This window comes from Chromohalobacter nigrandesensis, assembly GCF_023061285.1.
GTDB classification, from domain to species: domain Bacteria; phylum Pseudomonadota; class Gammaproteobacteria; order Pseudomonadales; family Halomonadaceae; genus Chromohalobacter; species Chromohalobacter nigrandesensis.
The window spans coordinates 104,043-126,667 of sequence record NZ_JAKGAM010000008.1 but is presented as its reverse complement, the minus strand read 5'-3'; the positions used below and the strand labels follow the sequence as shown (position 1 = coordinate 126,667).

Genomic DNA, 22,625 nt, shown 5'->3' with positions numbered 1-22,625 from the left:
AGGCGTTGTGTTCAGTCGTTGGAGAGGTTGCCGTGGCCCTCCGCCATGGCCACGACCACTTTGCGGGGTCCCTTGAACGGCGTGCGGGCATGGGCAACCAGCATGTTGTCGAGCATCAGCACATCGCCAGATTGCCAGGGGAACATCACCGTCTCTTCGGCCAGTACGCTGCGTACCTCGTCGAAGATGGCATCGTCGATGGGGCTGCCATCGGCGAAGAAGACGTTGCGCGGCATGTCTTCGGGGTCGAGCATCTCCTCCAACGATTCACGTACCTCTGGCTGCAGGTTGGAGACATGGAAGAGATGGCCCTGGTTGAACCAAACGCGTTCGCCGGTGACCGGATGGGTCTCCATGCCTTGGCATAGCTGGGTGGTGCGCAGGTCGCCATCGGGTTTCCACTCACAACGAATCCCCGCGCGTTGGCAGAACGCCTCTACTTCGCTGCGGTCTTCGGTGTTAAACACCTTTTGCCAAGGCATATCGAAATCGCCGTAGTTGCGCACATAGAGAATGCCAGGCTCGAAACGTTCACGAATATCTACCGGCATACGGCGATAAATGGCGCGGCTATCGGCGATCGGGGTTTCGCCCCCCTCAGGCGCAGCGGTGACACAGTGGAACCAGATTTTCATCGGCCACTCGCGGGTGTAGGCCTGCTCATTGTGGAGGGGAATATGTTGGTGGGCGGGGTATTCGGTGGAGGTATAAATGCCCGATGACACCGCTGAGCGTGGCGTTGAGGCGAACTCATAACTCAATAGTGGATGACCAAAGGCTGCGGCAAACTGCTGAAAATCGTCAACGGTAGGGACATTGAAGCCTCTTAGCAGCACCCCGCCGCCTCTGGTCACCAGGGACTCAATATCAGCACGTAAATCGCCAAAGGCTTCCAACAGCGGCTGCCCTGGGTAAGCGGGCGACATCACAATGGGTAGCTCCGAATCGGCAGGTCCTTGTCGCTCGAAGTCGGCGGTAGTGTGTTGTGTTGATGTTGCATTATGGCTATTCATCGTTGAATCTCCTGAAAAGTCGTTGCGTCCGCGTTAGCCTGGGGCGGTGTGAACATGGCTCGGACCGATATAGCCTCAATCGACATATCCCAGGGCGGCGGCATAGCCACTCGGCGCCGGCAGCGGCCATGCGCGCAAAGGTGATGAAACGCTAAGCGAGTGCTCAAGATGGTAAGTAGTTGGCGGCCCTAATGAGGGAGTGATCGAGAGTGCCTGCAGATGGTCGGCAATCCCCAGCCCCAAGGCTTTGAGCACGGCTTCTTTAATCACCCAGCGCTCGATGAAGGGCAACACGGCGCCGCCGCTATCGAGAGTGCGTCGCTCGCTCGGCGAGAGAACCAGGTCGTTCAGTGACACAAGCTCGGCTTCGGGTCGACGACGCTCGATATCGACCCCCACCGCACCACCGGAAGCTAGCGCGATCAGGGCGACATCACCGGAATGCGAGACATTGAAGGCAGGCCCATCAACGCTTTTCAGCCGTGGTTTGCCGTAGGCGTTATGGGTGAACACCAGTTTGTCTGCCGCCACGCCGGTGTGTGCCGATAGCCGCCGCCGCAGGGCAGCGCGTGTCGCCACGGTGCGCACCACATCGGCGTGATGTCGAAACTGCTGGGCGCGCTGCCACTCGGCTCGGTTCAGCAGTCGATAGTCCTCATCGACTACCGGGGCGTTCAAGTCGAGCGCCAAGCACCAGACCTCGAGCCCCGTGGGCGCCTTTTCAGCTAGCCGCAGGCGCTGCATGAGGCTCCTCCTCTAGCCGTCGGGCCAGCGCCCGTTCGATAGTCGCCAGCACTTTCCCCTCTTGGTGGCGGATGAAGAAGTGCCCTCCCTCTAACCAGTCCAGCGAAAACGCCCCGCCCGTTTCGCGTCGCCACGCCTCCAGGCGCTCGCGCTCGATATCGTCGTCGTGCCCCGCGAAGGCCTGTAGCGGATAGTCGAGCGGCGGCCCACCGCGATAGCGGAAACGTCGGCAAAGCCGATAGTCTGCTGCCAACGCGTCGAGAGTGAGGCGCAACAGCTCAGGGCTTTCGAACACTTCCTCAGGCGTGCCTCCCTGTCGGCGCAAATCCGCGATCAGGGCTTCGTCATTGTCCAGACCCGCCAATCGCTCAGGGTCACGTATGGAGGGTGCCGCGCTTCCCGAAACGAATAGCATCTGCGGTTGAGGGCGCCCCACATCGCGCAAGCGAACCGCCATACCGTAAGCCAGTAGCGCCCCCATGCTGTGGCCGAACAGGGCAAAGTCGCCGCGCAACCGCGTCGCCTGCTCTTCGCACAGTCGCACGACCTGGGCTTCGAAGTCGTCGGTGAACGGTTCACTCAGGCGCTCTCCACGCCCGGGTAGTTCGACGGGGTGCACCTCGATCCACGCGGGCAACCGGCGCTTCCAGCGTAGATACATGGTGGCGCTGGCGCCGGCACAGGGCAGGCAGAGCAGTTTCAACCGCTTAACCTGCATCCGCCTGCTCCGCCTCAACGGCTTGCTGCTCGTCCATCCACTGGCGTAGCGAGAGCGGGCGCATGTCGGTCCAGGTCTTCTCCACGTAGTCGAGACAGGTTGCCTTGTCGCCGAGTACACCGGTATCCGCCCAGCCCTCGGGAATCGCCTTCCACTCTGGCCACAGGGAGTACTGCTCTTCGTGATTGACCAGGACGCGGAAAACCCCGTCCTCGCGATCGAAACAGCTTGTCATGATGCTCACCTCGTCATTGCATGAACGCAAAGAAGCGGATGTGATTGCTTCTCATTTCAAATGACGAGTGAGGAAGATCGGAATTTAGCGATCGGCCAAAAGAGATCGGCGGGAAAGGGGGGCGAATTAGGCAGGAAAGTGTCAGTGACGCTCATCAGCGGGCGGGATCAGGCCCGTCAGCGTCCATAATCGCTCGGCTTCTCGATACGCCGCTCGATTCTCGGCGGAGGCCGCCAACCAGGCATGCAGGGCCTCGCGCTCCGCCTCATCCAGGTCGCTGTCATGCTGTCGCATGAGCCAGCCGAGCGCCGTATGCCAGAGGGCATCGTTATCGTTCATTATCGTCATTACGTCTCACCAAGGTAGCCGGCCCTGTCAACGGCCTTGAAACCAGTGTAACAAAACGGCGAATGAGGATGAGACGGCTGGGATCAACCGGCGTGCAACGAATCCCGGCAGTGACTGAGCGCATCGCGGATCATGAAATTGACCAGTGTGGTGGATACCCCTAGCTGTTCGGCCACGTCACGTTGGGTGTGTCCGCCCATGCGATACAGCTCGAAGGCCCGACGCGTGCGCTCGGGTAATTCGTCCAGCGCCTGCGCGACCCGCACCAATTCCTCGCGATCGATCTCGATCGCTTCGGGAGAGCCTGTCGGCGCGGCCACCGCCGCGCCCTGCTCCTCTGCCCTGAACAGGGTCGACTCGAACTGGCAGCGCCGCTGCCGGTCGATCGCCAGGTTGCGCACCACGCGGCAGGCATAGGCCAACGGCTGCTTGATGGCGAAGGCGGAGTGCGCCTGTGAAATCTTGAGATAGGCATCCTGCACGACATCGTCTGCCTGATCCGGTCCCAGGATTCTCGCTGCCAGGGAGCAAAGTCGCGGTCGGTGGTTGGCGAAGATATCCTTGAGTTCAGTTTTCCATTCACACGCATCCACTGCCCCGGCCTCCTGCCTTGTAGAGATATCAAGACCTTCAATGATAACGATAACTGTTATCATTTATAGCGTAATGGAGGGGAATTTAAAACATTCTTTCCTCACTCACATTGGCAACAAGGCATGGTTGACATCATGTGAGTCCGCGGCGGCGGTCGCGCATTCGCGTTGGGGTAGCGATCATGAAGGTTTATAATGGCGGATTCTTCGACCCCGGAGTCATCGTTTGTCCCGTTCATTCGGAAATCATCTGGTAGCCGAGATCAGCATCGAGCGTATCGACGCCGAATTGCCGCAGACGCAATGCGGCAAGTGCGGGCATCCCGGTTGCCGCCCCTATGCCGAAGGCATCGCGGCGGGTGAAGCGATCAACAAGTGCCCGCCCGGCGGCGAGGCCGCCATGGTGCGACTCGCCGAACTGACCGGCCAGTCGCGTCAACCCCTCGCGGAACCGGCGCAATCGCCGAAAGTGGCGTACATTCGCGAGGCAGAGTGCATCGGCTGCACCAAGTGCATCCAGGCGTGCCCGGTAGACGCCATCCTCGGCGCTGCCAAGCAGATGCATACGGTGATCGAGTCCGAATGTACCGGCTGCGAGCTGTGTGTCGCGCCCTGCCCCGTGGACTGTATCGACATTCTGCCGCACCCCGAATGGCTCGCGGCAAGTACCCAGGCCCAGCAAGACGCCTACCTGACCAAGCGTGCCACACTGGGACGCCAACGCTACGAGGCACGTCAGCAGCGCCTTGCCCGCCAGGCAGAGGAGAAACGCCGCAAGCGCGAACGTCGCCAGGCGGCCGTGGCGGCAAAAGCCAAGCGTGAGACGGCCCCTGCGCAATCGACGCAACAGGACGACACCGCCAGCGTGGATACCACGGCCCTCAAGGCGACACGGGCAACCTTGGTTGCCGGACTCAAGCGCGTGGAACGTCAACGCCAGCGCGGCGACCTGGACGCCGAGGCAAGCCGAGCGCTCGATGAACGCGCCGAGACACTGACCGCGCGTCTAACGGATATTGACCGGCAACTCGGCGACGCACAGGCACCGCGTGCCGAGACCACTGCCACGCACCATCGCCGCATGGCGGTCAAGGCGGCCGAGCAGGCACTGCGCAAGGCTCGCCAACAAGTCACGCATGCCCAGCGCCATGGCGATGCCGCCAGCCTCGAGGCCGCGTATGGCCAGGTCGACGAAGCCCAGCGCATGCTCGACGCCGCACGCGCCGCGCTCGACTCTCCCTCATCGACTTGATTCGCCCATGAACGCTCAAAAACGCTACGAGATCTTTTCGCGCCTACGCGATAACAACCCGACACCGACGACGGAGCTGCACTGGCAAACGTCGTTCGAGCTACTGACGGCAGTGTTGCTCTCGGCCCAGGCCACGGATGTCGGCGTTAACAAGGCCACCGCGCACCTGTTTCCCATCGCCAACACCCCGCAGGGCATCCTCGACCTGGGACTCGACGGGCTCAAGGACAAGATCAAGACCATCGGCCTTTACAACAGCAAGGCCGACAACCTGATGAAAACCTGCCACCTGCTGCTCGAGCGTCACGGCGGCGAGGTACCCGATACGCGAGAGGCGCTGGAAGCGCTGCCCGGGGTCGGCCGCAAGACCGCCAACGTGATCCTCAATACCGCCTTCGGCCAGCCGACCATGGCGGTGGACACGCATATCTTTCGCGTCGCCAACCGCACGCGGATCGCGCCGGGCAAGAACGTTCTGGAGGTGGAACAAAAGCTGATGCGCCACGTGCCCAAGGACTTTCTGCACGACGCGCATCATTGGCTGATTCTACACGGGCGCTATACTTGCGTGGCGCGCAAGCCCCGCTGCGGAAGTTGCGTGATCGAGGACCTCTGCGAGTACAAGGACAAGACCGAGATCGCATGAAGGCAGCGTGGTGATGCGTGCATCATCACGCCCCCGTGAGCACCTCGCGATACGCCTCGCGCCACGCAGGCCATTGCCAGGCTCGCGCATCGGGCAGCGCCGGGCGCGATGCCGGATCCGTCAGCCATTGCGCCAGCGTGGCCTCGAGTGTGGCCTGATCGCCCGCGTAGCGATACGCCGGCGCGTAATACTCGGGAAAGCACAGCCGGTCTGGCACCAGCGGCACACACCCCTGCGTTACCGCCTCCATGACCGCCAATCCCTGAAATTCATGGTCGGTCGTGGATACCACGATATCGGCGCTGTCAAGCATCTCTCGGTAGACATCGCCGGGTTGCTCGCCCCAGCATACGACGCGCTCACCCAGCCACGCACGCGACGCCTCGAAGACCGGCGGCTGATCGCGAAACTGCTGCCCCAGCACCGCCACTTCGAAGTCGATACCGTGCTTGGCCAACGTTTCCAGTGCCGTGAAGAACGCCTCCGGATTCTTGTCGTATTCCCAGCGATGATTCCACAGAATTCGCCGTCCCGAGCGCGCAGAATTGGGTGTTTCCTCGGGCAAGGGCACGGGAAGCACCACGGCCTTGTCGGCCACGCGTGACAGCACGGCGTCGAGCGGCAGACGCTCGGGCATGCGCTTGAGGAAGTCGCGCGCCCCGCTCAGCAAACTATCGCGGTTGTAGGCGCTGTTGAAGACCACGACATCCGCCGCCAGGGCCGCGTAAAGATTGACCATCAACGGTTCGGCGCGAATGCGCTGTCCCTTGGGAAGCGGATAAGCGAACTGATTTTCGTGGAAATACACGACCTTGCGCGCACGCGCCAGCGAGGGGCACAAGCCCACCAGGGTCGCCAGATCGACCATCGAGGTGGCGACGACAAGATCGTAGTCCTCATGCAGACAGTCGCTTTCCTGACCCAACCAGGTCAGCGGATTACCGCGAATCCGCCAGGGAAAGTGTCGAGGTGGCAACTCCAGGCGTCGCCAGTCGATCTCGGGGAACTGCTGCTGCAGTCCATCCGCCCAGTGCCGATGACTCACGGCCGCGTAGGCGGAAAGCAATAAGGCCTTCACGTGCGCCCCCTGAATAAAAGACGCCATGGTAACCAAGCCCGAGGAATGACGGAAGCGGGCCGCCAAAAGGCGGGATTACATCCCCCTAGTCGCCTATATCCTCGCGCTCGGCAGCGTCATTCCCTGGCTCGGCGCTCGCGTCGGACGGTGGCAGCGATGTATCCGAGGACGATATGGCCCCGCTTCCCTGGGCGCCGCGCCGATAGATCACCTTGCGCGTGCCGCCATCGCAGCTTCCCACGACGTCGCCTCCAGCGAGGGCATCGTCTTCGCGGACGCCATCCTCGTCGACACGTTCACTGGCGATAATATCGAGCTCGAAGTCCTCGACACCATTGGCACGAATCTTGGCTTCGATCTCATCCTGTAGAGCATCGCAGGCCATCACGCCGGAGCCATCGTCACCTCCGCCATCGCGCGGTTCCTCCTGGGCGCCGGCGATGATCGGCAACGCCATCACGCCGAGTGCCAGCCCTTTCACCCACCAGTGACTCATCATGATCGCCTCCTCTAGCGTGTCGCACTCAAATTCAATTCCCCGGTCTGTGCCACGGCACGCTGGTAGTCCGGCCGCGCACGTGCCCGTGCCAACCAGTCGACGACGGCTGGAAAATCCTTGATGCCACGCCGTGACTCGACCGCCAGTACGGGGAAACTCATCTGAATATCTGCCGCCGTGAAATCTGGACCGGCGAACCATGCATGCTCGGCGAGCGTCGACTCCCAGAACGCCAGATGTCGCTCGATCTCGGGGTCGAGAAACTTGGCCTGCACACCCTGGCCCAACTTGCCCGCCACAGGGCGCAATAGAGCCGGTACCGGCGGCTTGCCCAGGCGTGAAAAGATCAGATGCATCACCAGCGGCGGCATCGCGGAGCCTTCGGCGTAATGCAGCCAGTAACGATAATCACGATGCGCAGGCGTTCCCACCGCTGGCGCCAGTTGGCCATCGTCATAGCGCTCGATCAGATAGTCGATGATCGCCCCGGACTCGGCCACAGTCAGCCCCTCGTCGACGATCAACGGCGCTTTGCCGAGCGGATGAAGACGCTTGAGGCTCTCCGGTGCCAGCAATGTCTGCGGGTCACGATGGTGGGTCACGAGTTCGTATTCCTGTTGCAAGGCCTCAAGCAGCCAGACGATGCGTAGCGAACGAGAGTTGTCGAGGTGATGCACGGTGATCATGTGCGGCTCCATCGGGATTATAAAAGGTTGGGCCCACTCTATGGGGCGAGAGTTCCTGGCGCTCATTACCTAGCGTCTTGACAATAAAAAACGCCACTACTCCAGAGACCATAGCTCCAAAGATAGTGGCGTTGGCATTCACGTGCGCGATAGCAATGGATAACGGCGCTCAGCGTTCCTCGAACATAGCGTCGCCGATATCGTCGATATAGCGCTGTGCCTTGCGCAGCGTCAACGCGATACAATCGTCGCGGCTGGAAACGATATCCGAACGCTCGAAGCGGTATTCATGTGTCTCGCCGCCCTCGACGGGCTTGCGAATCCAACCGCTGACTCGATACTGACCGCCGACATCCTGCGGATCCGGCGTGATCAGATACCCTTCGTAGTCCGTCGCGGGCATCTCCTCGTCATGGGCATCGCCGCTACGAAACAAGCCCTCGATGAGTCGTTTCAGCATGAAGCCTCCTGCGCTTGCTATGCGTTCCACGCCGCCCGACCGAGAGACGTTCGACGCGAGTGAATGCGGATCAATTCGCATTGCGGCCTTTTGCCGCCGCGATGCGCAGACGCAAGGCATTGAGCTTGATGAAGCCTTCGGCGTCTTTCTGATCGTAGGCGCCGGCATCGTCCTCGAAGGTCGCGATGGAAGCATCGAACAGCGACTCCTCGGACTTGCGCCCGACGACCGTGGCGCTGCCCTTGTAGAGCTTCATGCGTACCACGCCGTTGACGTTGCCCTGAGTCTCGTCGATGGCCGCCTGCAACATCTTGCGCTCCGGGCTCCACCAGTAGCCGTTGTAGATGACTTCGGCGTACTTGGGCATCATCTCGTCCTTCAGGTGCGCGGCTTCGCGATCGAGCGTCAGTGACTCGATGGCGCGATGGGCGCGCAGCATGATGGTACCGCCCGGGGTTTCGTAGCAGCCACGCGACTTCATGCCCACGTAGCGGTTCTCGACGATGTCCAGACGCCCGACGCCGTTGTCGCCGCCGAGCTTGTTGAGCTTGGAAAGCACTTCATGGGGCTTGAGTGGCTCGCCGTCGATGGCGACGATATCGCCTTTCTCGAAGGTCAATTCGATATATGTCGGCGTCTCCGGCGCGGCCTCCGGCGACACGCTCCAGCGCCACATGTCCTCTTCGGCTTCCGCCCAGGGATCCTCGAGGATGCCGCCCTCGTACGAGATGTGCAGCAGGTTGGCGTCCATGGAATACGGCGATTTCTTCTTGCTCTTGGAGAAGTCGACCGGAATGTCGTGCTTCTCGCAATAATCCATCAACTTCTCGCGGGAGTTGAGGTCCCACTCGCGCCACGGGGCGATCACCTGGACGCCGGGCTTCAACGCGTAGGCGCCAAGCTCGAAGCGTACCTGGTCGTTGCCCTTGCCGGTGGCGCCGTGGGAAATGGCGTCGGCGCCGGTCTCGTTGGCGATCTCGATCAGGCGCTTGGCGATCAACGGCCGCGCGATGGAGGTCCCCAGCAGGTATTCGCCTTCGTAGATCGTGTTGGCGCGGAACATCGGATAAACGTAGTCACGCACGAACTCTTCGCGCAGGTCCTCGATGTAGATTTCCTTGACGCCCAGCGCCTGTGCCTTGACGCGCGCCGGTTCGACCTCTTCGCCCTGACCGATGTCAGCGGTGAAGGTCACCACCTCGCAATCGTAGGTTTCCTGCAACCACTTGACGATGACGGACGTATCCAGGCCGCCGGAATAGGCGAGGACGACCTTGTTCACATCGGACATGCGGGACTCCTGAAAAGATGGATATTGATCGAATGGATCGGCTGCGCGAACACAGCGAGAAAACGTGCCTCGATTATAGCGCCGAGTGAGGCTGACGAACACCAAGCGGCGGGACGTCGAGGGGTGAAAATGCTACACTCGCGGCCACTTTGTCGCCCCGCCCCGGGTGTGGCGACGCTATCGAGACTGCATTGGGATGGGAGCAAAAGCATGAGCGACGGCCAGGCACGCGATTTGATGGCTAAACGTTTCCGAGGCTTTCTCCCCGTCGTCGTCGATCTGGAAACCGGGGGCTTCAATGCCCAGAGCGACGCCCTGCTCGAGATCGCTGCCGTGACGCTGACCATGGACGAGCTGGGCAACCTGATGCCTGATGCCACGCACGCCTTCCACGTCAAACCCTTCGACGGGGCCAATATCGAGCAGGCCGCACTCGACTTCACCGGCATCGACCTGGATAGCCCACTGCGACAGCAAGTGGCACTGAACGAGCACGACGCGCTGGGCGAAATCTTCAAGCCGGTGCGCAAGGCGATCAAGGCCAACCAGTGCACTCGCGCCATCCTGGTCGGCCATAACGCCGCTTTCGATCAGGGCTTCCTGAATGCCGCTATCGAACGCAACGACATCAAGCGCAACCCTTTTCACCCGTTCTCGTGTTTCGATACCGCCACGCTCGGTGGCTTGATCTACGGCCAGACCGTGCTGGCACGCGCCTGCCGCGCGGCGGGCATCGACTTCGATAACGACGCGGCACACTCGGCCCGTTACGATACCGAACGCACCGCCGAGTTATTCTGTGCCATGGTCAATCGCTACAAGGATCTCGGCGGCTGGGAGCTGGCCCAGAAGGAACAAAGCATGGACGAGGACTGACGCGGCACATCGTTACTCGCTTGGCCCCCATACAAAAGCCCTGCCGATGTTTATCGGCAGGGCTTTTTTGATGCGCCAGCGCCTTCCCAAGGGAGGGCGCCCGGCTCAAGGCCTCATTCCTGTTCGGTTTCGGCGTTGGCCGTGGCTTCCTTGATCAGCTTCTCCAACTCACCGCTTTCGTGCATTTCCACGATGATGTCGCAGCCGCCGACCAGTTCGCCGTTGACCCACAGCTGCGGGAAAGTCGGCCAGTTGGCGTATTTGGGCAATTCGGCGCGAATGTCCGGATTGTCGAGAATATTGACGAAGGCGAAACGCTCACCGCATGCCATGACCGCCTGTACCGCCTGAGCGGAGAAGCCGCATTGCGGCAACTGGGGCGTGCCTTTCATGTAGAGCAGAATCGTGTTTTCGCCGATTTGCTGCTGGATGTTCTCGAGAGTCGTGCTCATCTCAGTTTCCTCACGCGGGGCGGATTGCCATTGGCCGGCACCGCCGCAATACGTCGGGTGAATGTACCTCCATTCTACTGATGGCAAGCGCCGAAAACAGCCCTCGTAACACCGACACTCTTGATATCGACAATTGCGCCTTCTCGGCAGCCTGGCTAGGATGGTCGACTTTCCGCACGGCCCGCATGTTGCCCTTGCAAGGCCGAGCGTCGCAGAAAGCCGGGCCTCAGGGGCACGTCTTGGCTGTTACGCTCACATGCTTTCGTCGGTGGGCGTCGTCGCCCTGAGATATGCCGTGGATCACATATGAAAGTGGATCACATATAAAAGGAGCGTCGCCATGGCCACACGCCACTTCTTGACCTTGCTCGATCTGTCATCCGAGGAACTCAACCACCTCATTCAGCGCGCGATTACGATCAAGAACCGCCTCCAGGCACAAGGGCCAACCTATACGCCCCTCGCCAATCGCACCCTGGCGATGTTTTTCGAGAAATCCTCGACGCGTACGCGGGTGTCCTTCGAAACCGCCATGGCGCATTTCGGCGGCCATGCGCTCTTCCTTTCACCACGCGATACGCAACTCGGGCGCGGCGAACCGATCGGCGATACCGCTCGCGTGCTCGCCGAGATGGTGGACATCGTCATGATCCGCACCTTCTCGCATGCCGGACTCGAGGAATATGCCGCCGCCAGCCAGGTCCCGGTCATTAACGCGTTGACCGACGACTATCATCCTTGCCAGTTGCTGGCCGATGTCATGACCTGGACCGAATGCCGCGGGTCGGTGAAGGGCAAGACCGCCGTGTGGATTGGCGACGGCAACAACATGTGCCATTCGTGGATCAATGCCGCACGGCAGTTCGATTTTCAACTGCGCGTCTGTTGCCCACCGGGTTACGAACCGGATGCCGATCTCGTGGCGGCTGCCGGCAACCGCGTGGCGATATTGAACGATCCTCAGCAGGCGGTACTAGGCGCAGAGTTGATCACCACGGACGTGTGGGCCTCGATGGGACAGGAAGAGGAGCAGGCCAAGCGCGAGCGGGATTTCGCCGGCTTTCAGGTCACCGAGGCATTGCTCGACCGCGCCGCCGATAGTGCGCTGTTTCTGCATTGCCTGCCCGCGCATCGCGGCGAGGAAATCAGCACGACTCTGCTCGACGACCCGCGGGCCGTGGTATGGCAGGAAGCCGGCAATCGCCTGCACGCTCAGAAGGCCTTGATCGAATTTCTCCTGCTCGGCAAGGTCGCCGAATAACCCACCGACACGCCACAACCATCGCAAGAAACGATGCCGCACAGGCGGCATCGTCTCCTTTATTTCTGCGATATCCTCTCTGGCCTGACGCCCCCCTACCGCGGGATTGCTTTTTTGTAACTTCACTACCACGGCACCGCACCACACGATATCCCGCTTGACGAGGTCGTCGCTCGTGCTAGCGCTTCCAACACCTTGCGAACGTTGATTTTTTACTACCCAGGCGTCGCCAATGTCTACGTTGACGCAGCCCCGCTAAACGCCGACTTTTCTCTTTACGAGCTCCGTGCTCACAGGCTTCGCGCCTTGCCATCATCGCGCGGCAGATATGCCTTTCATCGAGTCGAGACTACGGCAGGAGAACAGCATGTTTCTCATCGAACAACGCGACAACGAACGTACCATCGAATGCCCGGCATGCAGCGTCAGCGAGACGATCAATGACGACGAGCGCCTGCAAGCCTTCGAAGAGCGCCATGCCGAGGACGGCATGCAATATCGATGTCTGGAATGCGGCGCCAGCGGCCCCGCCAGCCCTTGAGGGAAGATGCTGCAAGCGCCCCCTTGGCGTTGAATAACACACGCAAAAAAGCCGCCGACGCATTGCGTCGGCGACTTGATATCAGGCGAATCTGGTGGAGCCTAGCGGGTTCGAACCGCTGACCTCAACACTGCCAGTGTTGCGCTCTCCCAACTGAGCTAAGGCCCCAGATCGATAGCGCATCGAGCGATGCGTTTATCCACTTCCCAAGGAATATATCCGCGATAGCGCCCTTGGAACGCCACATATATTACGGCCACCATCCATCCATGTCAATGCATACGTACCATGCACCAGGCTTCTCGGCGCAGGCGTCGAGCAGCGCACGAAAGTGCAAAACCCATAGCAGCATAATGCCAATATTACTGTTAGGTTGATTGAGAGCTTTGCATAGCGTATCGAGCTGACGCGTTACATAATGGCCGGAACAAACGACCGCCATGACCACTATTTCTTTAACCGGCGATTGATTGCAGGAGTTCCCTTGATCAAGGTTCTTGTCGCTGATGATCACCATCTGGTGCGCACCAGTATTGCCCGAATGCTGGATTCCGAAGACGGTTTGCACGTTATCGCCGAAGCCGTCGATGGCGAAGAAGCCGTCAACATGGCGCGTGAACTGCGCCCTGATATCGTCTTGATGGATATACGCATGCCCGGTATCGGTGGGCTCGAGGCCACGCGCAAGATCATGCGCGGCATGTCGGATATCAAGGTCGTGATCGTGACCGCATTCCTCGAAGAAGCGTTTGCCCAGCGTCTCATGGATGCCGGTGCCGCCGGGTTCATCAGCAAGGGCACGGAACTCGATGAAATGGTCCGCGCGATTCGCGCCATCTTCGGGGGGCAGCGCTACATCAGCCCGGATATTGCCCAGAAGGTCGTGCTGTCCAAGATCGGCTCACAGGACAACCCCTTCGACCAGCTTTCGCATCGCGAGCTGCAAGTGGCGATGATGATCGTCAACTGCCAGAAGGTCAGCGATATCTCCGACCGGCTTTTCCTGAGCCCCAAGACCGTCAATACCTATCGTTATCGCATTTTCGAAAAACTGAATGTGCAATCCGACGTCGAGCTCACCCACCTGGGATTGCGTTATGGCTTGATAGACGGCTACGAAGCTTCCTGATATCGGTGTCGCCGGCGCTTCGAGTCGGGGCTCCGGCACCCCTTCCCCTTTGATACACTAGCGGGCATGACCGACTCAACTAATGTCCCGCGCCCATGAGCTTCGATGCCAAGCACTTCCTAAAGACGGTTTCCGAGTCGCCCGGCGTATACCGTATGCTGGATACCGACGGCGAAATCTTGTATGTAGGCAAGGCCAAGCGGCTCAAGGCACGTCTCGCCAGTTATTTCCGCGGTGCGCTCAATACCAAGACGCAGGCCCTGGTCGGCCGCATCGCGGATATTCAGGTCACCATTACGCGCACCGAGACCGAGGCGCTGCTGCTCGAGCAGACGCTCATCAAGGAGCAACGACCGCCGTACAACATTCTCCTGCGCGATGATAAGTCCTATCCGTTCATCTTCGTCTCGGATCGCCACTCTTATCCGGCACTCGAGTTCAAACGTGCGCGTGGGAAACACGGCGACGGCCGCTACCTGGGCCCCTTCCCCAGCACGACCGCTGTACGCGAAAGCCTCTCGTTGGTGCAGAAAATATTTCGCATCCGCAATTGCGAGGACAGTGTCTTCGCCCATCGCACCCGACCTTGCCTTCAATATCAGATACAGCGCTGCAGCGCCCCCTGTGTCGGCTATATCGGCCACGAGGAATACCAGCGCGACATCGATCACGCCATCATGTCCCTGGAAGGGCGCAGCGAACAGGTGACCGCGCAACTCACCCAGGACATGGAAGCCGCCAGCCAGGCACTGGACTTCGAGGAAGCAGGACGTCTTCGCGATCAGATTCAGCAACTGCGCCGACTGCAGGAGCGTCAGATCGTCGACACCGGCGACGGCGATGCCGATATCTTTGCTCTCGCCGAGCGCCCGGGCGGTGTCTGCATCAGTGCCCTGAGCGTACGTGGCGGACGCATGCTCGGCGCGCGCCACCACATGCCGCAAAATGGCCTGGACCTGACGGCGGAGGAGCTGCTCGGTGCATTCATTAGCCATTATTATCTGGGCCATGATCGCGACATCCCCAGCGAGGTCATCACGGCCCTGCCGCTTGTAGATGCCGATGTCATCCAGGCCGCGCTCTCCGAACGCGCCGGCAAACGCACCCGTGTGGCGCATCAGGTACGCGGTCATCGTGCACAATGGTTGCGTCTGGCCAGCACCAATGCCGAACAGCACCTCACCAGCCAGTTGGCCAATCGCTCACAGTTGGCCAAACGCTTCGATGCCTTACGCGAGGCGCTCGATCTGCAGGAGACGCCCACGCGCCTGGAGTGTTTCGACATCAGCCATAGCCACGGCGAAGCAACCGTCGCCTCGTGCGTGGTGTTCGATCAGGATGGACCGGTCAAATCCGATTATCGGCGTTTCAATATCGAGGGCGTCGCGGCAGGCGACGATTACGCGGCCATGCGCCAGGCGCTGACACGTCGCTACAAGCGCTTGATGCAGGACGAAAGCAAACTGCCCGACGTGCTTATCGTCGATGGCGGCAAGGGGCAGCTCAACATGGCCCGCGAAGTGCTCGAGGATGTCGGCATCATGAGAACGCACTTGCTGGGCGTCGCCAAGGGCACGACACGCAAGCCCGGCCTCGAGACGCTGTTCCTGGAAACCGTCGACAATGCCTTATCGCTCGATAGCGCCTCCCCTGGCTTGCATCTGATTCAACACATCCGCGACGAGGCGCACCGCTTTGCGATTACCGGGCATCGCCAGCAACGCGACAAGCAGCGCCGTACCTCGACCCTGCAGGACATCCCCGGTGTCGGCCCCAAGCGTCGCCGGGAGTTGTTGCGCTTCTTCGGCGGGCTCCAGGGTGTCCGCCAAGCCAGCCGCGATGAGCTGGCCCGCGTTCCCGGCATCAGCGCGCAAATGGCCGCGACCATTCATCAGGCCTTGCATGGATGAGCCATGAGCGGAAAGATACAATGGCACGACGACTTCATTCACCAGTCAGGACTTACATCGCGCGATGAACATCCCCAACCTATTGACGCTTGCTCGAATCGTGTTCATTCCCTTGCTGGTGATCGCCTTCTATCTCCCTTATGCCTGGAGCATGCTCCTGTGTGCGGGGTTGTTTGGGCTTGCCGCCGTGACCGACTGGCTCGACGGTTACCTGGCTCGTCGCTGGAATCAAAGCACCCCTTTCGGCGCCTTTCTCGACCCGGTCGCAGACAAGCTCATGGTCGCCGTCGCCCTCGCACTACTGATCGAGCGTTTCGACGCCGTGTGGCTGACACTGCCGGGCCTGGTCATCATTGGTCGAGAGATCGTCATCTCGGCATTACGCGAGTGGATGGCGGAACTCGGCAAGCGTGGTAGCGTCGCCGTCTCTTGGATAGGGAAACTCAAGACTACCCTGCAGATGGTCTCGCTGTTGCTGCTGCTCGGCTTCGCGCCTGGCACGATGATCTCCAACCTGGGCGTCGTTCTGCTCTATGTCGCCGCCGCGCTGACGCTATGGTCGATGTTCCAGTACCTGCGCGCGGCGTGGCCGGAATTGACGCGCTCCATGTGAGCGTGCTTTTTACTTCGCAGAGGCGCATAAACGTTTGACATTCACAGACTTATCCCTATAATACGTCCTCGAGTTCGGCGGGAATAGCTCAGCGGTAGAGCATCGCCTTGCCAAGGCGAGGGTCGCGAGTTCGAATCTCGTTTCCCGCTCCAGAACTTGGTAGTATTGGAACGGTTAATGAAGGTCGCAAGCTGGAACGCCAGCCCGGTCGAATCTCGTTTCCCGCTCCAAACTCGAACGTTGCTCGTTCTTCAACGCGTTCAAAAAGGCTGGATGGCAGAGTGGTGATGCAGCGGACTGCAACTCCGTGTACGCCGGTTCGATTCCGACTCCAGCCTCCATTTTTCTGCGGTGTTCCCCTTCCGTATCCGTTAGCCCGGATGGCGAAATAGGTAGACGCAAGAGACTTAAAATCTCTCGGTGGTAACACCGTGCCGGTTCAAGTCCGGCTCCGGGCACCAGTAGAATAAAGCGCTTGGCGCCCTCTCCTATTCGTATTTCTGTCGGTAACTCTCTAAAGCGTCGACATAGCGGCCACCCCGCACTTGGTCTCAGTGCGCCGACACACCAGCGAGATGTCTGGAGCTCGGCGAGGTGACCGGGGTATGCCAGATGGACTGACGCCCACGCCCATCCGCCAACGCCATGAGCCCGTCCAGATCGTCGATTCTTATTTCTCGCCCCTTTGCCGTGAGCAACTCCAGGTCCTGGAAACGTCCCAATAGACGACTCACCGTCTCGACCGCTAACCCCAGATAATTGCCTATATCGCTACGCGACATGGAAAGGCGGAAGCTAAACGGCGAATATCCCTGTTGTCTAAAGCGTGTCGACAAGGCGAGCAGAAAGCTGGCCAAACGCACATCGGACGTTCTATTCAAAAATAGACGCACCATCATGCGCTCCTGATGCAATGCGCGACTCATCACCCGTAGAAAACAACCGTTCATGCCCAGCTCACTCGGTCTCTTCTGGGCAAGCTCTTCGAGCGCTTCAGGCAATATTTCGCAGACGGACGTCGTTTCCAATGCCTGCGTGGCTACCGGATGAAAACCACTACTAATGGCATCAAGGCCCACTACTTCGCCCGGCAAATAAAACTGGGTAATGTGCTCTTCGTTGGTGATGTCACGATAGACTTGCTTCAAGCTTCCGCAACGAACGATATACAGACTCTTGAATTCTTCGCCTTGTGCAAATAGCGTTTGGCGCTTTCTCAAAGGCGATACCTGGCGACTGATGGTGCTGAACGTTTCCAGCTCGCCTACCGACAAGGGCGTTGGCAGGCACATATTGCTCAAACGATAGGTTTGCGTCGGGTGCTCGGGCGGCGCCACGAATCGAGAAGCTTTATATTGTAATGTCATTGTAGACTCCCTGCGTCTGAATCGAGTGTTCAGTATGCGTGAGAGCCTTTTTGAGAACAGTTTGATATTCGCGTTTACGTGTCTGGTTTTTCTCATGCCGATCACGAATTGCCTCGTAGCATGACACTCATCAAAGTCATGTGAGGCAACTCGCACTAGACTGCTTCATCCCCCAACAAAGTCCTTACATCGAGGCAAGACGTTCTTTATCGTAAGTGCCTGACATGCGCACCAGCGCCAGCGCCTCATCACGAGAAGCGACCCGTTCGACGCGCACGAGTTCATCGTCTAGACGCACTGATCCACCCGTGCGTTCGGCCAGCACCGACTCGAGCGTTTGCGTATCCAATTCGTCCTCGAAATGCAGCGTATCCACCTGCGCGGTATCGCGACTCGGCAGGTAGATCGTGCCATTGGAAAAGTCGATAGCGTAGGCGACGACACCTGGGATGATGTAAAACAGCAGGCCCACGCCATCGGCGACTGCCACTGCGGGATCGATACGCCCACTGGGCTGCCCCTTGCGCTCGGGATAGAACACGGTCCCGCATCCCGCCAGCGTCGTGGTAGTAACCACGATGGTCAGTGCTGCTATCCAGCGGCGAGCCTGGAAGACTTTTCGATCATTCATGGCACTCATCACTTTATCCTCTCACCCTGTTCACATACATTATTCGAGCCAAGACTACGCCACCCAACAGCCGGACATTACACGCGTAAGGATATCGCAAACGTCGCGGCAACGTGAGCCTGCCTTCACCAAGCTCGACGTCCACCTCGTCGCTCCAGAAAGCACCGACCCATATCGCTTTTGCCGCGTTCACGCCTGAACCGTACAATACATCCATCTGCCGCGCCGCTTAAGAGCGACGCGATGTTAGGCCTCGAATCCAAGGAACCGCTTGTCCATGCGCGCCAGTCAATTATTGATCTCCACCCTCAAGGAAACACCCGCCGACGCCGACATCGTCAGCCACCAGCTGATGCTGCGCGCGGGCATGATTCGCCGCCTGAGCTCGGGGCTCTATACCTGGCTCCCCTTGGGGCTGCGCACGCTTCGCAAGGTCGAAAACATCGTGCGCGAGGAAATGAACCGCGCCGGTGCTCAGGAAGTCCTGATGCCCGCGATCCAGCCGGCAGAATTGTGGCAGGAGTCCGGACGCTGGGACCAATACGGCAACCTGCTGCTGCGTATCCGTGACCGCCACGAGCGCGATTTCTGCTACGGCCCGACGCACGAGGAAGTGATCACCGACCTGGTGCGTAACGAAATACGCTCCTACAAGCAGGTGCCCTCCAACTTCTACCAGATCCAGACAAAGTTCCGCGACGAGACGCGTCCGCGCTTCGGCGTCATGCGTGCCCGCGAGTTCATCATGAAGGATGCCTACTCCTTCGATATCGACCAGGCCGGCCTGCAGCGCTCCTACGATGCGATGTACGACGCCTATATACGCATCTTCACGCGCCTGGGACTGGATTTCCGTGCCGTCGAGGCCGACAACGGCGACATCGGCGGTACGGGTTCCCACGAATTTCAGGTGCTGGCCGATTCCGGCGAGGATGCAGTGGTATTCTCCACGTCTTCTGACTACGCCGCCAACATGGAGAAAGCCGAGGCGCTCCCCGTGCCGCTGGGGGAGACGCCCGAGCGCGCCGCGCCCCAGGAAGAACTGCGCCTGGTCGACACACCCCATGCGCGTACTATCGCCACCTTGGTCGAGCAGCATGGCCTGCCCATCGAGAAGACCCTCAAGACATTGATGGTGCATGCTGCAGAAGACGGCCTGGTGGCCTTGCTGGTGCGTGGCGATCACGAACTCAACGAGGTCAAGGCCGAGAACCTGCCCGAGGTTGCCGCGCCCCTGACCATGGCCAGTGAAGCGGAAATTCGCCAGGCGGTGGGCGCCGGCCCCGGCTCATTGGGACCGGTCAACCTGAAGATGCCATTGATCATCGACCGCAGCGTGGCGCTGATGAGCGACTTCGGTGCCGGCGCCAACATCGATGGCCAGCACTATTTCGGCATCAACTGGGAGCGCGACGTCGCCCTGCCCAAGGTGGCTGACCTGCGTAACGTGGTCGAGGGCGATCCCTCGCCGGACGGCAAGGGTACACTGGCCATCGCACGCGGCATCGAAGTCGGCCACGTCTTCCAGTTGGGAACCAAGTATTCCACGGCAATGAACGCTACCGTGCTCGACGACAATGGCCAGGCAATGCCTTTGCTGATGGGCTGCTATGGCATTGGCGTCACCCGTGTCGTCGCCGCCGCCATCGAGCAGAGCCACGATGCCGCAGGCATCATCTGGCCGAATACCATCGCCCCGTTCGAAGTCACGCTGGTACCCATGAACGCGCACAAGTCCGAGCGTGTTCGCGAGTATGCCGAAACCCTTTATCAGCAACTTATCAACGCTGGCGTCGACGTGCTGATCGATGATCGCGACCTGCGCCCCGGCGTCAAATTCGCTGACCAAGAGCTCACTGGCATCCCCCATCGTGTCGTGATCGGCGAGCGCGGGCTGGATAACGGCGAGCTGGAATACAAGGGACGCCGCGATAGCGAGGTCACCATGGTACCCGCCGATACGATGCTCGACTTCCTGCGCCAACGTCTGTCCTCTTGACCCGCACCGGGGCATGCCACGGCATGCCCCGAACACGCTTCCCCCGACCCGCATTCACTGCCAAGATAACGCTAGAGGCCAATCACAACAGCGTGCCCTAGATCCTTCGCGCTTCATGACAACGAATTCACCGAGCTTGACGGCATTGTGACGCCGACGCGCCAAGGCCCTTTTCAACATGGCATAGGATGGCGCATGACGACTTATCTTCGCTTCGACGCTCATCGGTGCCTCGCATGACGCTTGATGCCGTCGACCAATTACGACGCTTGCGTAACGAACAACGCCGCAACAGCGTGCTTTTCCGCGTGTTTGCGGTAGGTAGCGTGATCGCCATCGGGGCGTCGCTGCTATTCGAGCAACGCCTGTCCTGGTTGATGGCGATCACGATCATGGTGATGCTGATGGGTGCGGTTTTGCGACATCGCATGGCCCAACAGACACGCCACAACATTACGCAATGGGAAGCTCTCCTCCAAGCACAACAACGCCAGGCCAATCAACAGGAAGCCTGGCGCCGGATGCGCGAACTACTGCAGCGCGACCTCGATGAAGACGCCTTCCTGCGTGCTTTGCTCGACACCAGCGCCGAGGTTCTAGGCGCAGAGCGTGCCAGTCTATGGTTCCTCGACAAGGATCGCTCCCTGACCTGCCGCATGTCGCTCGTTGAAGCACTCAATGGCATCAGGCTGGCGCCCAGCGGACTGGATGGCTATCTCGCGTCACTGACGCAAAACCCTTGCCTGGTCACGTCCGACGCTCAACATGACGAACGCCTCAGCGGCCTGCACCATTACCTGTGCAACAATCGTATTCACGCCATGCTGGACGTGGGGATTTTCGTCGGCGGTGAGCTACGCGGGGCAATCTGCTGTGAGTCGACGACGCCACGCGAGTGGCATGGCGATGAAATCACCACCCTCATGGGATTCGCGGGATTGCTTTCCCAGTTTTCGGAATCCTTGCGCCGTCGCGAAGTGGAGCATGACCTGTATCGCCAGCTCTATCACGACGAAGTCTCTGGGCTGGCCACATTGAGAGGACTCCTCGAACGCCTGCAAGCGTTGACACAACGCGACGAAGCATTTCACCTATTGGTGCTGCGGCTGGGCGGTCTCGGTCATATCAACGAGACACTCGGCCAACAGGCTGGTGATGAAGCGATTCGTCAGGTAGCTGAAAAACTCCAGGAACGCCTGACCGAGTTGCAAGGCAGCATTCACGTCGGCCGACTCCCGGCCAATCGCCTGTTGATCGCGATTCCGGGACAAACGGATGAGTCGCTGCGCCGCTATTGTCTGGCGCGACTACTCTCGCTGGGCGACAATAGCTGGCGCATCTTCGGCACGCCCAGCCAGTTGCGTTTCAATGCCGGTGTGGCACGCTATCCGCTCGACGCGCAGGATATCGAATCGCTGTTACAACGCGCCGAACTCGCGGTGCAACACGCACGCGAGACACCACCGCCTCACTTGGCGTTCTACACTAGCCAACTAAGCGATTGGGAGCAGCGCCTCAATCGTCTGGCACGCGAACTGCGCACCGCGCTCGACGAACGCCAATTTCGTCTGTATCTACAGGGGCAGTTCGACCCTGCGGGACGCCTGACAGGCGCCGAAGTGCTCTTACGCTGGCAGCATCCACGCGAAGGGCTGCTGGCGCCGGGCAGTTTCATTGCCGAAGCCGAGTACAGCGGCCTGATTCGCCCCATGGGCCAATGGGTACTCGACCAGGCTTGCGACCTGCTCGGTGGTGCACTGCACGGCAGCGAACTGTCGCTCTCGGTCAACGTCTCGGTGCAACAACTGCATGACGATGCTTTCATTACGCACCTGACACAATTGCTCGAACGTCATGCTTTCGAGCCTCGGCGGTTGATCCTGGAAGTCGTCGAATCGCTGCTCGTCACACCAGGTGTCGCCGCCAGGCTCAATGCGCTGCGTGCACTCGGCGTGCGGCTCGCCCTCGACGACTTCGGCACGGGCTATTCGTCGCTGCGCTATCTACAGGATTTTCGCGTCGACGAGATCAAGATCGATAAGGTCTTCGTCGATGCCATCACGCCGCGCTGCGATGCACCATTGGTGCGTTCCATCATCGCCCTGGGCAAGGCACTGGAACTCCGGGTGGTCGCCGAAGGGGTGGAAAACTCAGCGCAGCAAGACTATCTATGCGCACGCGGCATCGACTTCCTGCAAGGCTACTATCTAGCACTCCCTGAGCCGATGGATGCATTTTTGCGCCGGCTGGAGAAGACGCTGCCCGAATAGACGCTCCAAGTTG

At 60.1% G+C, this 22,625-nt stretch carries 24 protein-coding genes and 4 tRNA genes; 13 read left to right on the top strand and 15 right to left on the bottom strand.

What is annotated here, in order from left to right; all coding sequences use genetic code 11:
- Positions 1-11 precede the first annotated feature (11 nt).
- From L1073_RS11405 to L1073_RS11380, 6 genes are all read right to left on the bottom strand, one after another.
- A complete protein-coding gene (locus L1073_RS11405; protein WP_246899361.1) occupies positions 12-1,013 on the bottom strand; it encodes a TauD/TfdA family dioxygenase in 1,002 nt (333 codons plus the stop codon).
- Positions 1,014-1,088: 75 nt separating this feature from the next.
- Positions 1,089-1,757, bottom strand: a complete 669-nt coding sequence (locus L1073_RS11400) for a 4'-phosphopantetheinyl transferase family protein (protein WP_246899360.1) — start codon at positions 1,755-1,757, stop codon at positions 1,089-1,091.
- Positions 1,735-2,475 carry a thioesterase II family protein gene (locus tag L1073_RS11395; protein WP_246899358.1) on the bottom strand — a complete coding sequence of 247 codons (741 nt, stop codon included), beginning with the start codon at positions 2,473-2,475 and terminating at the stop codon, positions 1,735-1,737. Before L1073_RS11395 ends, L1073_RS11400 begins: the two co-directional genes overlap by 23 nt.
- A complete protein-coding gene (locus tag L1073_RS11390; protein WP_281506070.1) occupies positions 2,465-2,710 on the bottom strand; it encodes an MbtH family protein in 246 nt (81 codons plus the stop codon). The genes L1073_RS11395 and L1073_RS11390 overlap by 11 nt, the downstream gene beginning before the upstream one ends.
- A gap of 141 nt (positions 2,711-2,851) precedes the next feature.
- Positions 2,852-3,058: a FecR/PupR family sigma factor regulator gene (locus L1073_RS11385; RefSeq protein ID WP_246899356.1), complete on the bottom strand. Its 207-nt coding sequence runs from the start codon at positions 3,056-3,058 to the stop codon at positions 2,852-2,854.
- 83 nt (positions 3,059-3,141) lie between these two features.
- Complete coding sequence (locus L1073_RS11380) at positions 3,142-3,651, bottom strand: RNA polymerase factor sigma-70 (protein WP_246899354.1); 510 nt, start codon at positions 3,649-3,651, stop codon at positions 3,142-3,144.
- Positions 3,652-3,877: 226 nt separating this feature from the next.
- On the opposite strand from L1073_RS11380, the gene rsxB reads away from it, so the two are divergent.
- Both rsxB and nth read left to right on the top strand, forming a co-directional pair.
- Positions 3,878-4,903, top strand: a complete 1,026-nt coding sequence (gene rsxB, locus L1073_RS11375) for an electron transport complex subunit RsxB (protein WP_246899353.1) — start codon at positions 3,878-3,880, stop codon at positions 4,901-4,903.
- A gap of 7 nt (positions 4,904-4,910) precedes the next feature.
- Positions 4,911-5,549 carry an endonuclease III gene (gene nth / locus L1073_RS11370; RefSeq protein ID WP_246899351.1) on the top strand — a complete coding sequence of 213 codons (639 nt, stop codon included), beginning with the start codon at positions 4,911-4,913 and terminating at the stop codon, positions 5,547-5,549.
- Between the two features lie 25 nt (positions 5,550-5,574).
- Here the strand turns inward: nth and L1073_RS11365 are convergent, their stop codons facing one another.
- The 5 genes from L1073_RS11365 to L1073_RS11345 form a co-directional block, all read right to left on the bottom strand.
- Entirely contained in the window at positions 5,575-6,627 is a 1,053-nt protein-coding gene (locus L1073_RS11365; protein WP_246899349.1) for a tRNA-queuosine alpha-mannosyltransferase domain-containing protein, read from the bottom strand.
- An 85-nt stretch (positions 6,628-6,712) separates the two neighbouring features.
- Complete coding sequence (locus tag L1073_RS11360) at positions 6,713-7,126, bottom strand: DUF1161 domain-containing protein (RefSeq protein ID WP_246899348.1); 414 nt, start codon at positions 7,124-7,126, stop codon at positions 6,713-6,715.
- An 11-nt stretch (positions 7,127-7,137) separates the two neighbouring features.
- Positions 7,138-7,812 (bottom strand): glutathione S-transferase family protein, encoded by a 675-nt coding sequence (locus L1073_RS11355; protein WP_246899346.1) that lies wholly within the window; start codon positions 7,810-7,812, stop codon positions 7,138-7,140.
- A 169-nt stretch (positions 7,813-7,981) separates the two neighbouring features.
- Positions 7,982-8,272, bottom strand: a complete 291-nt coding sequence (locus L1073_RS11350; RefSeq protein WP_246899345.1) for an HlyU family transcriptional regulator — start codon at positions 8,270-8,272, stop codon at positions 7,982-7,984.
- 70 nt (positions 8,273-8,342) lie between these two features.
- Positions 8,343-9,563, bottom strand: coding sequence for an argininosuccinate synthase (locus tag L1073_RS11345; protein ID WP_246899343.1), 1,221 nt, complete (start codon positions 9,561-9,563; stop codon positions 8,343-8,345).
- A 210-nt stretch (positions 9,564-9,773) separates the two neighbouring features.
- On the opposite strand from L1073_RS11345, the gene rnt reads away from it, so the two are divergent.
- Positions 9,774-10,439, top strand: a complete 666-nt coding sequence (rnt, locus tag L1073_RS11340) for a ribonuclease T (protein ID WP_246899342.1) — start codon at positions 9,774-9,776, stop codon at positions 10,437-10,439.
- Positions 10,440-10,552: 113 nt separating this feature from the next.
- Here rnt and grxD read toward each other — a convergent pair whose 3' ends face one another.
- Positions 10,553-10,891, bottom strand: a complete 339-nt coding sequence (grxD, locus tag L1073_RS11335) for a Grx4 family monothiol glutaredoxin (RefSeq protein ID WP_246899340.1) — start codon at positions 10,889-10,891, stop codon at positions 10,553-10,555.
- A gap of 340 nt (positions 10,892-11,231) precedes the next feature.
- Here grxD and argF point away from each other — a divergent pair, with 340 nt between their 5' ends.
- Positions 11,232-12,152, top strand: a complete 921-nt coding sequence (gene argF, locus L1073_RS11330) for an ornithine carbamoyltransferase (protein ID WP_246899338.1) — start codon at positions 11,232-11,234, stop codon at positions 12,150-12,152.
- A gap of 367 nt (positions 12,153-12,519) precedes the next feature.
- Positions 12,520-12,693 carry a hypothetical protein gene (locus L1073_RS11325; protein WP_178997276.1) on the top strand — a complete coding sequence of 58 codons (174 nt, stop codon included), beginning with the start codon at positions 12,520-12,522 and terminating at the stop codon, positions 12,691-12,693.
- A 92-nt stretch (positions 12,694-12,785) separates the two neighbouring features.
- Here the strand turns inward: L1073_RS11325 and L1073_RS11320 are convergent.
- Positions 12,786-12,861, bottom strand: a tRNA-Ala gene (locus tag L1073_RS11320).
- Between the two features lie 316 nt (positions 12,862-13,177).
- On the opposite strand from L1073_RS11320, the gene uvrY reads away from it, so the two are divergent.
- From uvrY to L1073_RS11290, 6 genes are all read left to right on the top strand, one after another.
- On the top strand, positions 13,178-13,822 hold the full coding sequence (gene uvrY / locus L1073_RS11315) for a UvrY/SirA/GacA family response regulator transcription factor (protein ID WP_246899336.1): 645 nt from the start codon (positions 13,178-13,180) through the stop codon (positions 13,820-13,822).
- A 95-nt stretch (positions 13,823-13,917) separates the two neighbouring features.
- A complete protein-coding gene (gene uvrC / locus L1073_RS11310; RefSeq protein ID WP_246899334.1) occupies positions 13,918-15,732 on the top strand; it encodes an excinuclease ABC subunit UvrC in 1,815 nt (604 codons plus the stop codon).
- Positions 15,733-15,796: 64 nt separating this feature from the next.
- A complete protein-coding gene (gene pgsA / locus L1073_RS11305) occupies positions 15,797-16,345 on the top strand; it encodes a CDP-diacylglycerol--glycerol-3-phosphate 3-phosphatidyltransferase (protein ID WP_246899333.1) in 549 nt (182 codons plus the stop codon).
- Positions 16,346-16,422: 77 nt separating this feature from the next.
- Positions 16,423-16,497: transfer RNA gene (locus L1073_RS11300), tRNA-Gly, on the top strand.
- A 115-nt stretch (positions 16,498-16,612) separates the two neighbouring features.
- Positions 16,613-16,686: transfer RNA gene (locus L1073_RS11295), tRNA-Cys, on the top strand.
- A 33-nt stretch (positions 16,687-16,719) separates the two neighbouring features.
- Positions 16,720-16,806: transfer RNA gene (locus L1073_RS11290), tRNA-Leu, on the top strand.
- Positions 16,807-16,896: 90 nt separating this feature from the next.
- On the opposite strand, the gene L1073_RS11285 is transcribed toward L1073_RS11290, so the two are convergent.
- Positions 16,897-17,712 (bottom strand): helix-turn-helix domain-containing protein, encoded by an 816-nt coding sequence (locus tag L1073_RS11285; RefSeq protein WP_246899331.1) that lies wholly within the window; start codon positions 17,710-17,712, stop codon positions 16,897-16,899.
- Between the two features lie 184 nt (positions 17,713-17,896).
- On the bottom strand, positions 17,897-18,352 hold the full coding sequence (locus L1073_RS11280; protein WP_246899329.1) for a hypothetical protein: 456 nt from the start codon (positions 18,350-18,352) through the stop codon (positions 17,897-17,899).
- A 268-nt stretch (positions 18,353-18,620) separates the two neighbouring features.
- Here L1073_RS11280 and L1073_RS11275 point away from each other — a divergent pair, with 268 nt between their 5' ends.
- Together L1073_RS11275 and L1073_RS11270 are read left to right on the top strand one after the other, a co-directional pair.
- Positions 18,621-20,342, top strand: a complete 1,722-nt coding sequence (locus L1073_RS11275) for a proline--tRNA ligase (protein ID WP_246899328.1) — start codon at positions 18,621-18,623, stop codon at positions 20,340-20,342.
- Between the two features lie 236 nt (positions 20,343-20,578).
- Complete coding sequence (locus tag L1073_RS11270; RefSeq protein WP_246899326.1) at positions 20,579-22,612, top strand: putative bifunctional diguanylate cyclase/phosphodiesterase; 2,034 nt, start codon at positions 20,579-20,581, stop codon at positions 22,610-22,612.
- Positions 22,613-22,625 lie beyond the last annotated feature (13 nt).

Excerpts from the sequence above, each read along its gene's own strand:
- L1073_RS11405 (WP_246899361.1), bottom strand. The coding sequence starts at position 1,013 with ATGAATAGCCATAATGCAACATCAACACAACACACTACCGCCGACTTC.
- L1073_RS11400 (WP_246899360.1), bottom strand. The coding sequence starts at position 1,757 with ATGCAGCGCCTGCGGCTAGCTGAAAAGGCGCCCACGGGGCTCGAGGTC.
- L1073_RS11395 (WP_246899358.1), bottom strand. The coding sequence starts at position 2,475 with ATGCAGGTTAAGCGGTTGAAACTGCTCTGCCTGCCCTGTGCCGGCGCC.
- L1073_RS11390 (WP_281506070.1), bottom strand. The coding sequence starts at position 2,710 with ATGACAAGCTGTTTCGATCGCGAGGACGGGGTTTTCCGCGTCCTGGTC.
- L1073_RS11385 (WP_246899356.1), bottom strand. The coding sequence starts at position 3,058 with ATGACGATAATGAACGATAACGATGCCCTCTGGCATACGGCGCTCGGC.
- nth (WP_246899351.1), top strand. The coding sequence starts at position 4,911 with ATGAACGCTCAAAAACGCTACGAGATCTTTTCGCGCCTACGCGATAAC.
- L1073_RS11360 (WP_246899348.1), bottom strand. The coding sequence starts at position 7,126 with ATGATGAGTCACTGGTGGGTGAAAGGGCTGGCACTCGGCGTGATGGCG.
- L1073_RS11355 (WP_246899346.1), bottom strand. The coding sequence starts at position 7,812 with ATGATCACCGTGCATCACCTCGACAACTCTCGTTCGCTACGCATCGTC.
- L1073_RS11350 (WP_246899345.1), bottom strand. The coding sequence starts at position 8,272 with ATGCTGAAACGACTCATCGAGGGCTTGTTTCGTAGCGGCGATGCCCAT.
- L1073_RS11345 (WP_246899343.1), bottom strand. The coding sequence starts at position 9,563 with ATGTCCGATGTGAACAAGGTCGTCCTCGCCTATTCCGGCGGCCTGGAT.
- rnt (WP_246899342.1), top strand. The coding sequence starts at position 9,774 with ATGAGCGACGGCCAGGCACGCGATTTGATGGCTAAACGTTTCCGAGGC.
- grxD (WP_246899340.1), bottom strand. The coding sequence starts at position 10,891 with ATGAGCACGACTCTCGAGAACATCCAGCAGCAAATCGGCGAAAACACG.
- argF (WP_246899338.1), top strand. The coding sequence starts at position 11,232 with ATGGCCACACGCCACTTCTTGACCTTGCTCGATCTGTCATCCGAGGAA.
- L1073_RS11325 (WP_178997276.1), top strand. The coding sequence starts at position 12,520 with ATGTTTCTCATCGAACAACGCGACAACGAACGTACCATCGAATGCCCG.
- uvrC (WP_246899334.1), top strand. The coding sequence starts at position 13,918 with ATGAGCTTCGATGCCAAGCACTTCCTAAAGACGGTTTCCGAGTCGCCC.
- pgsA (WP_246899333.1), top strand. The coding sequence starts at position 15,797 with ATGAACATCCCCAACCTATTGACGCTTGCTCGAATCGTGTTCATTCCC.
- L1073_RS11285 (WP_246899331.1), bottom strand. The coding sequence starts at position 17,712 with ATGACATTACAATATAAAGCTTCTCGATTCGTGGCGCCGCCCGAGCAC.
- L1073_RS11280 (WP_246899329.1), bottom strand. The coding sequence starts at position 18,352 with ATGAGTGCCATGAATGATCGAAAAGTCTTCCAGGCTCGCCGCTGGATA.
- L1073_RS11275 (WP_246899328.1), top strand. The coding sequence starts at position 18,621 with ATGCGCGCCAGTCAATTATTGATCTCCACCCTCAAGGAAACACCCGCC.
- L1073_RS11270 (WP_246899326.1), top strand. The coding sequence starts at position 20,579 with ATGACGCTTGATGCCGTCGACCAATTACGACGCTTGCGTAACGAACAA.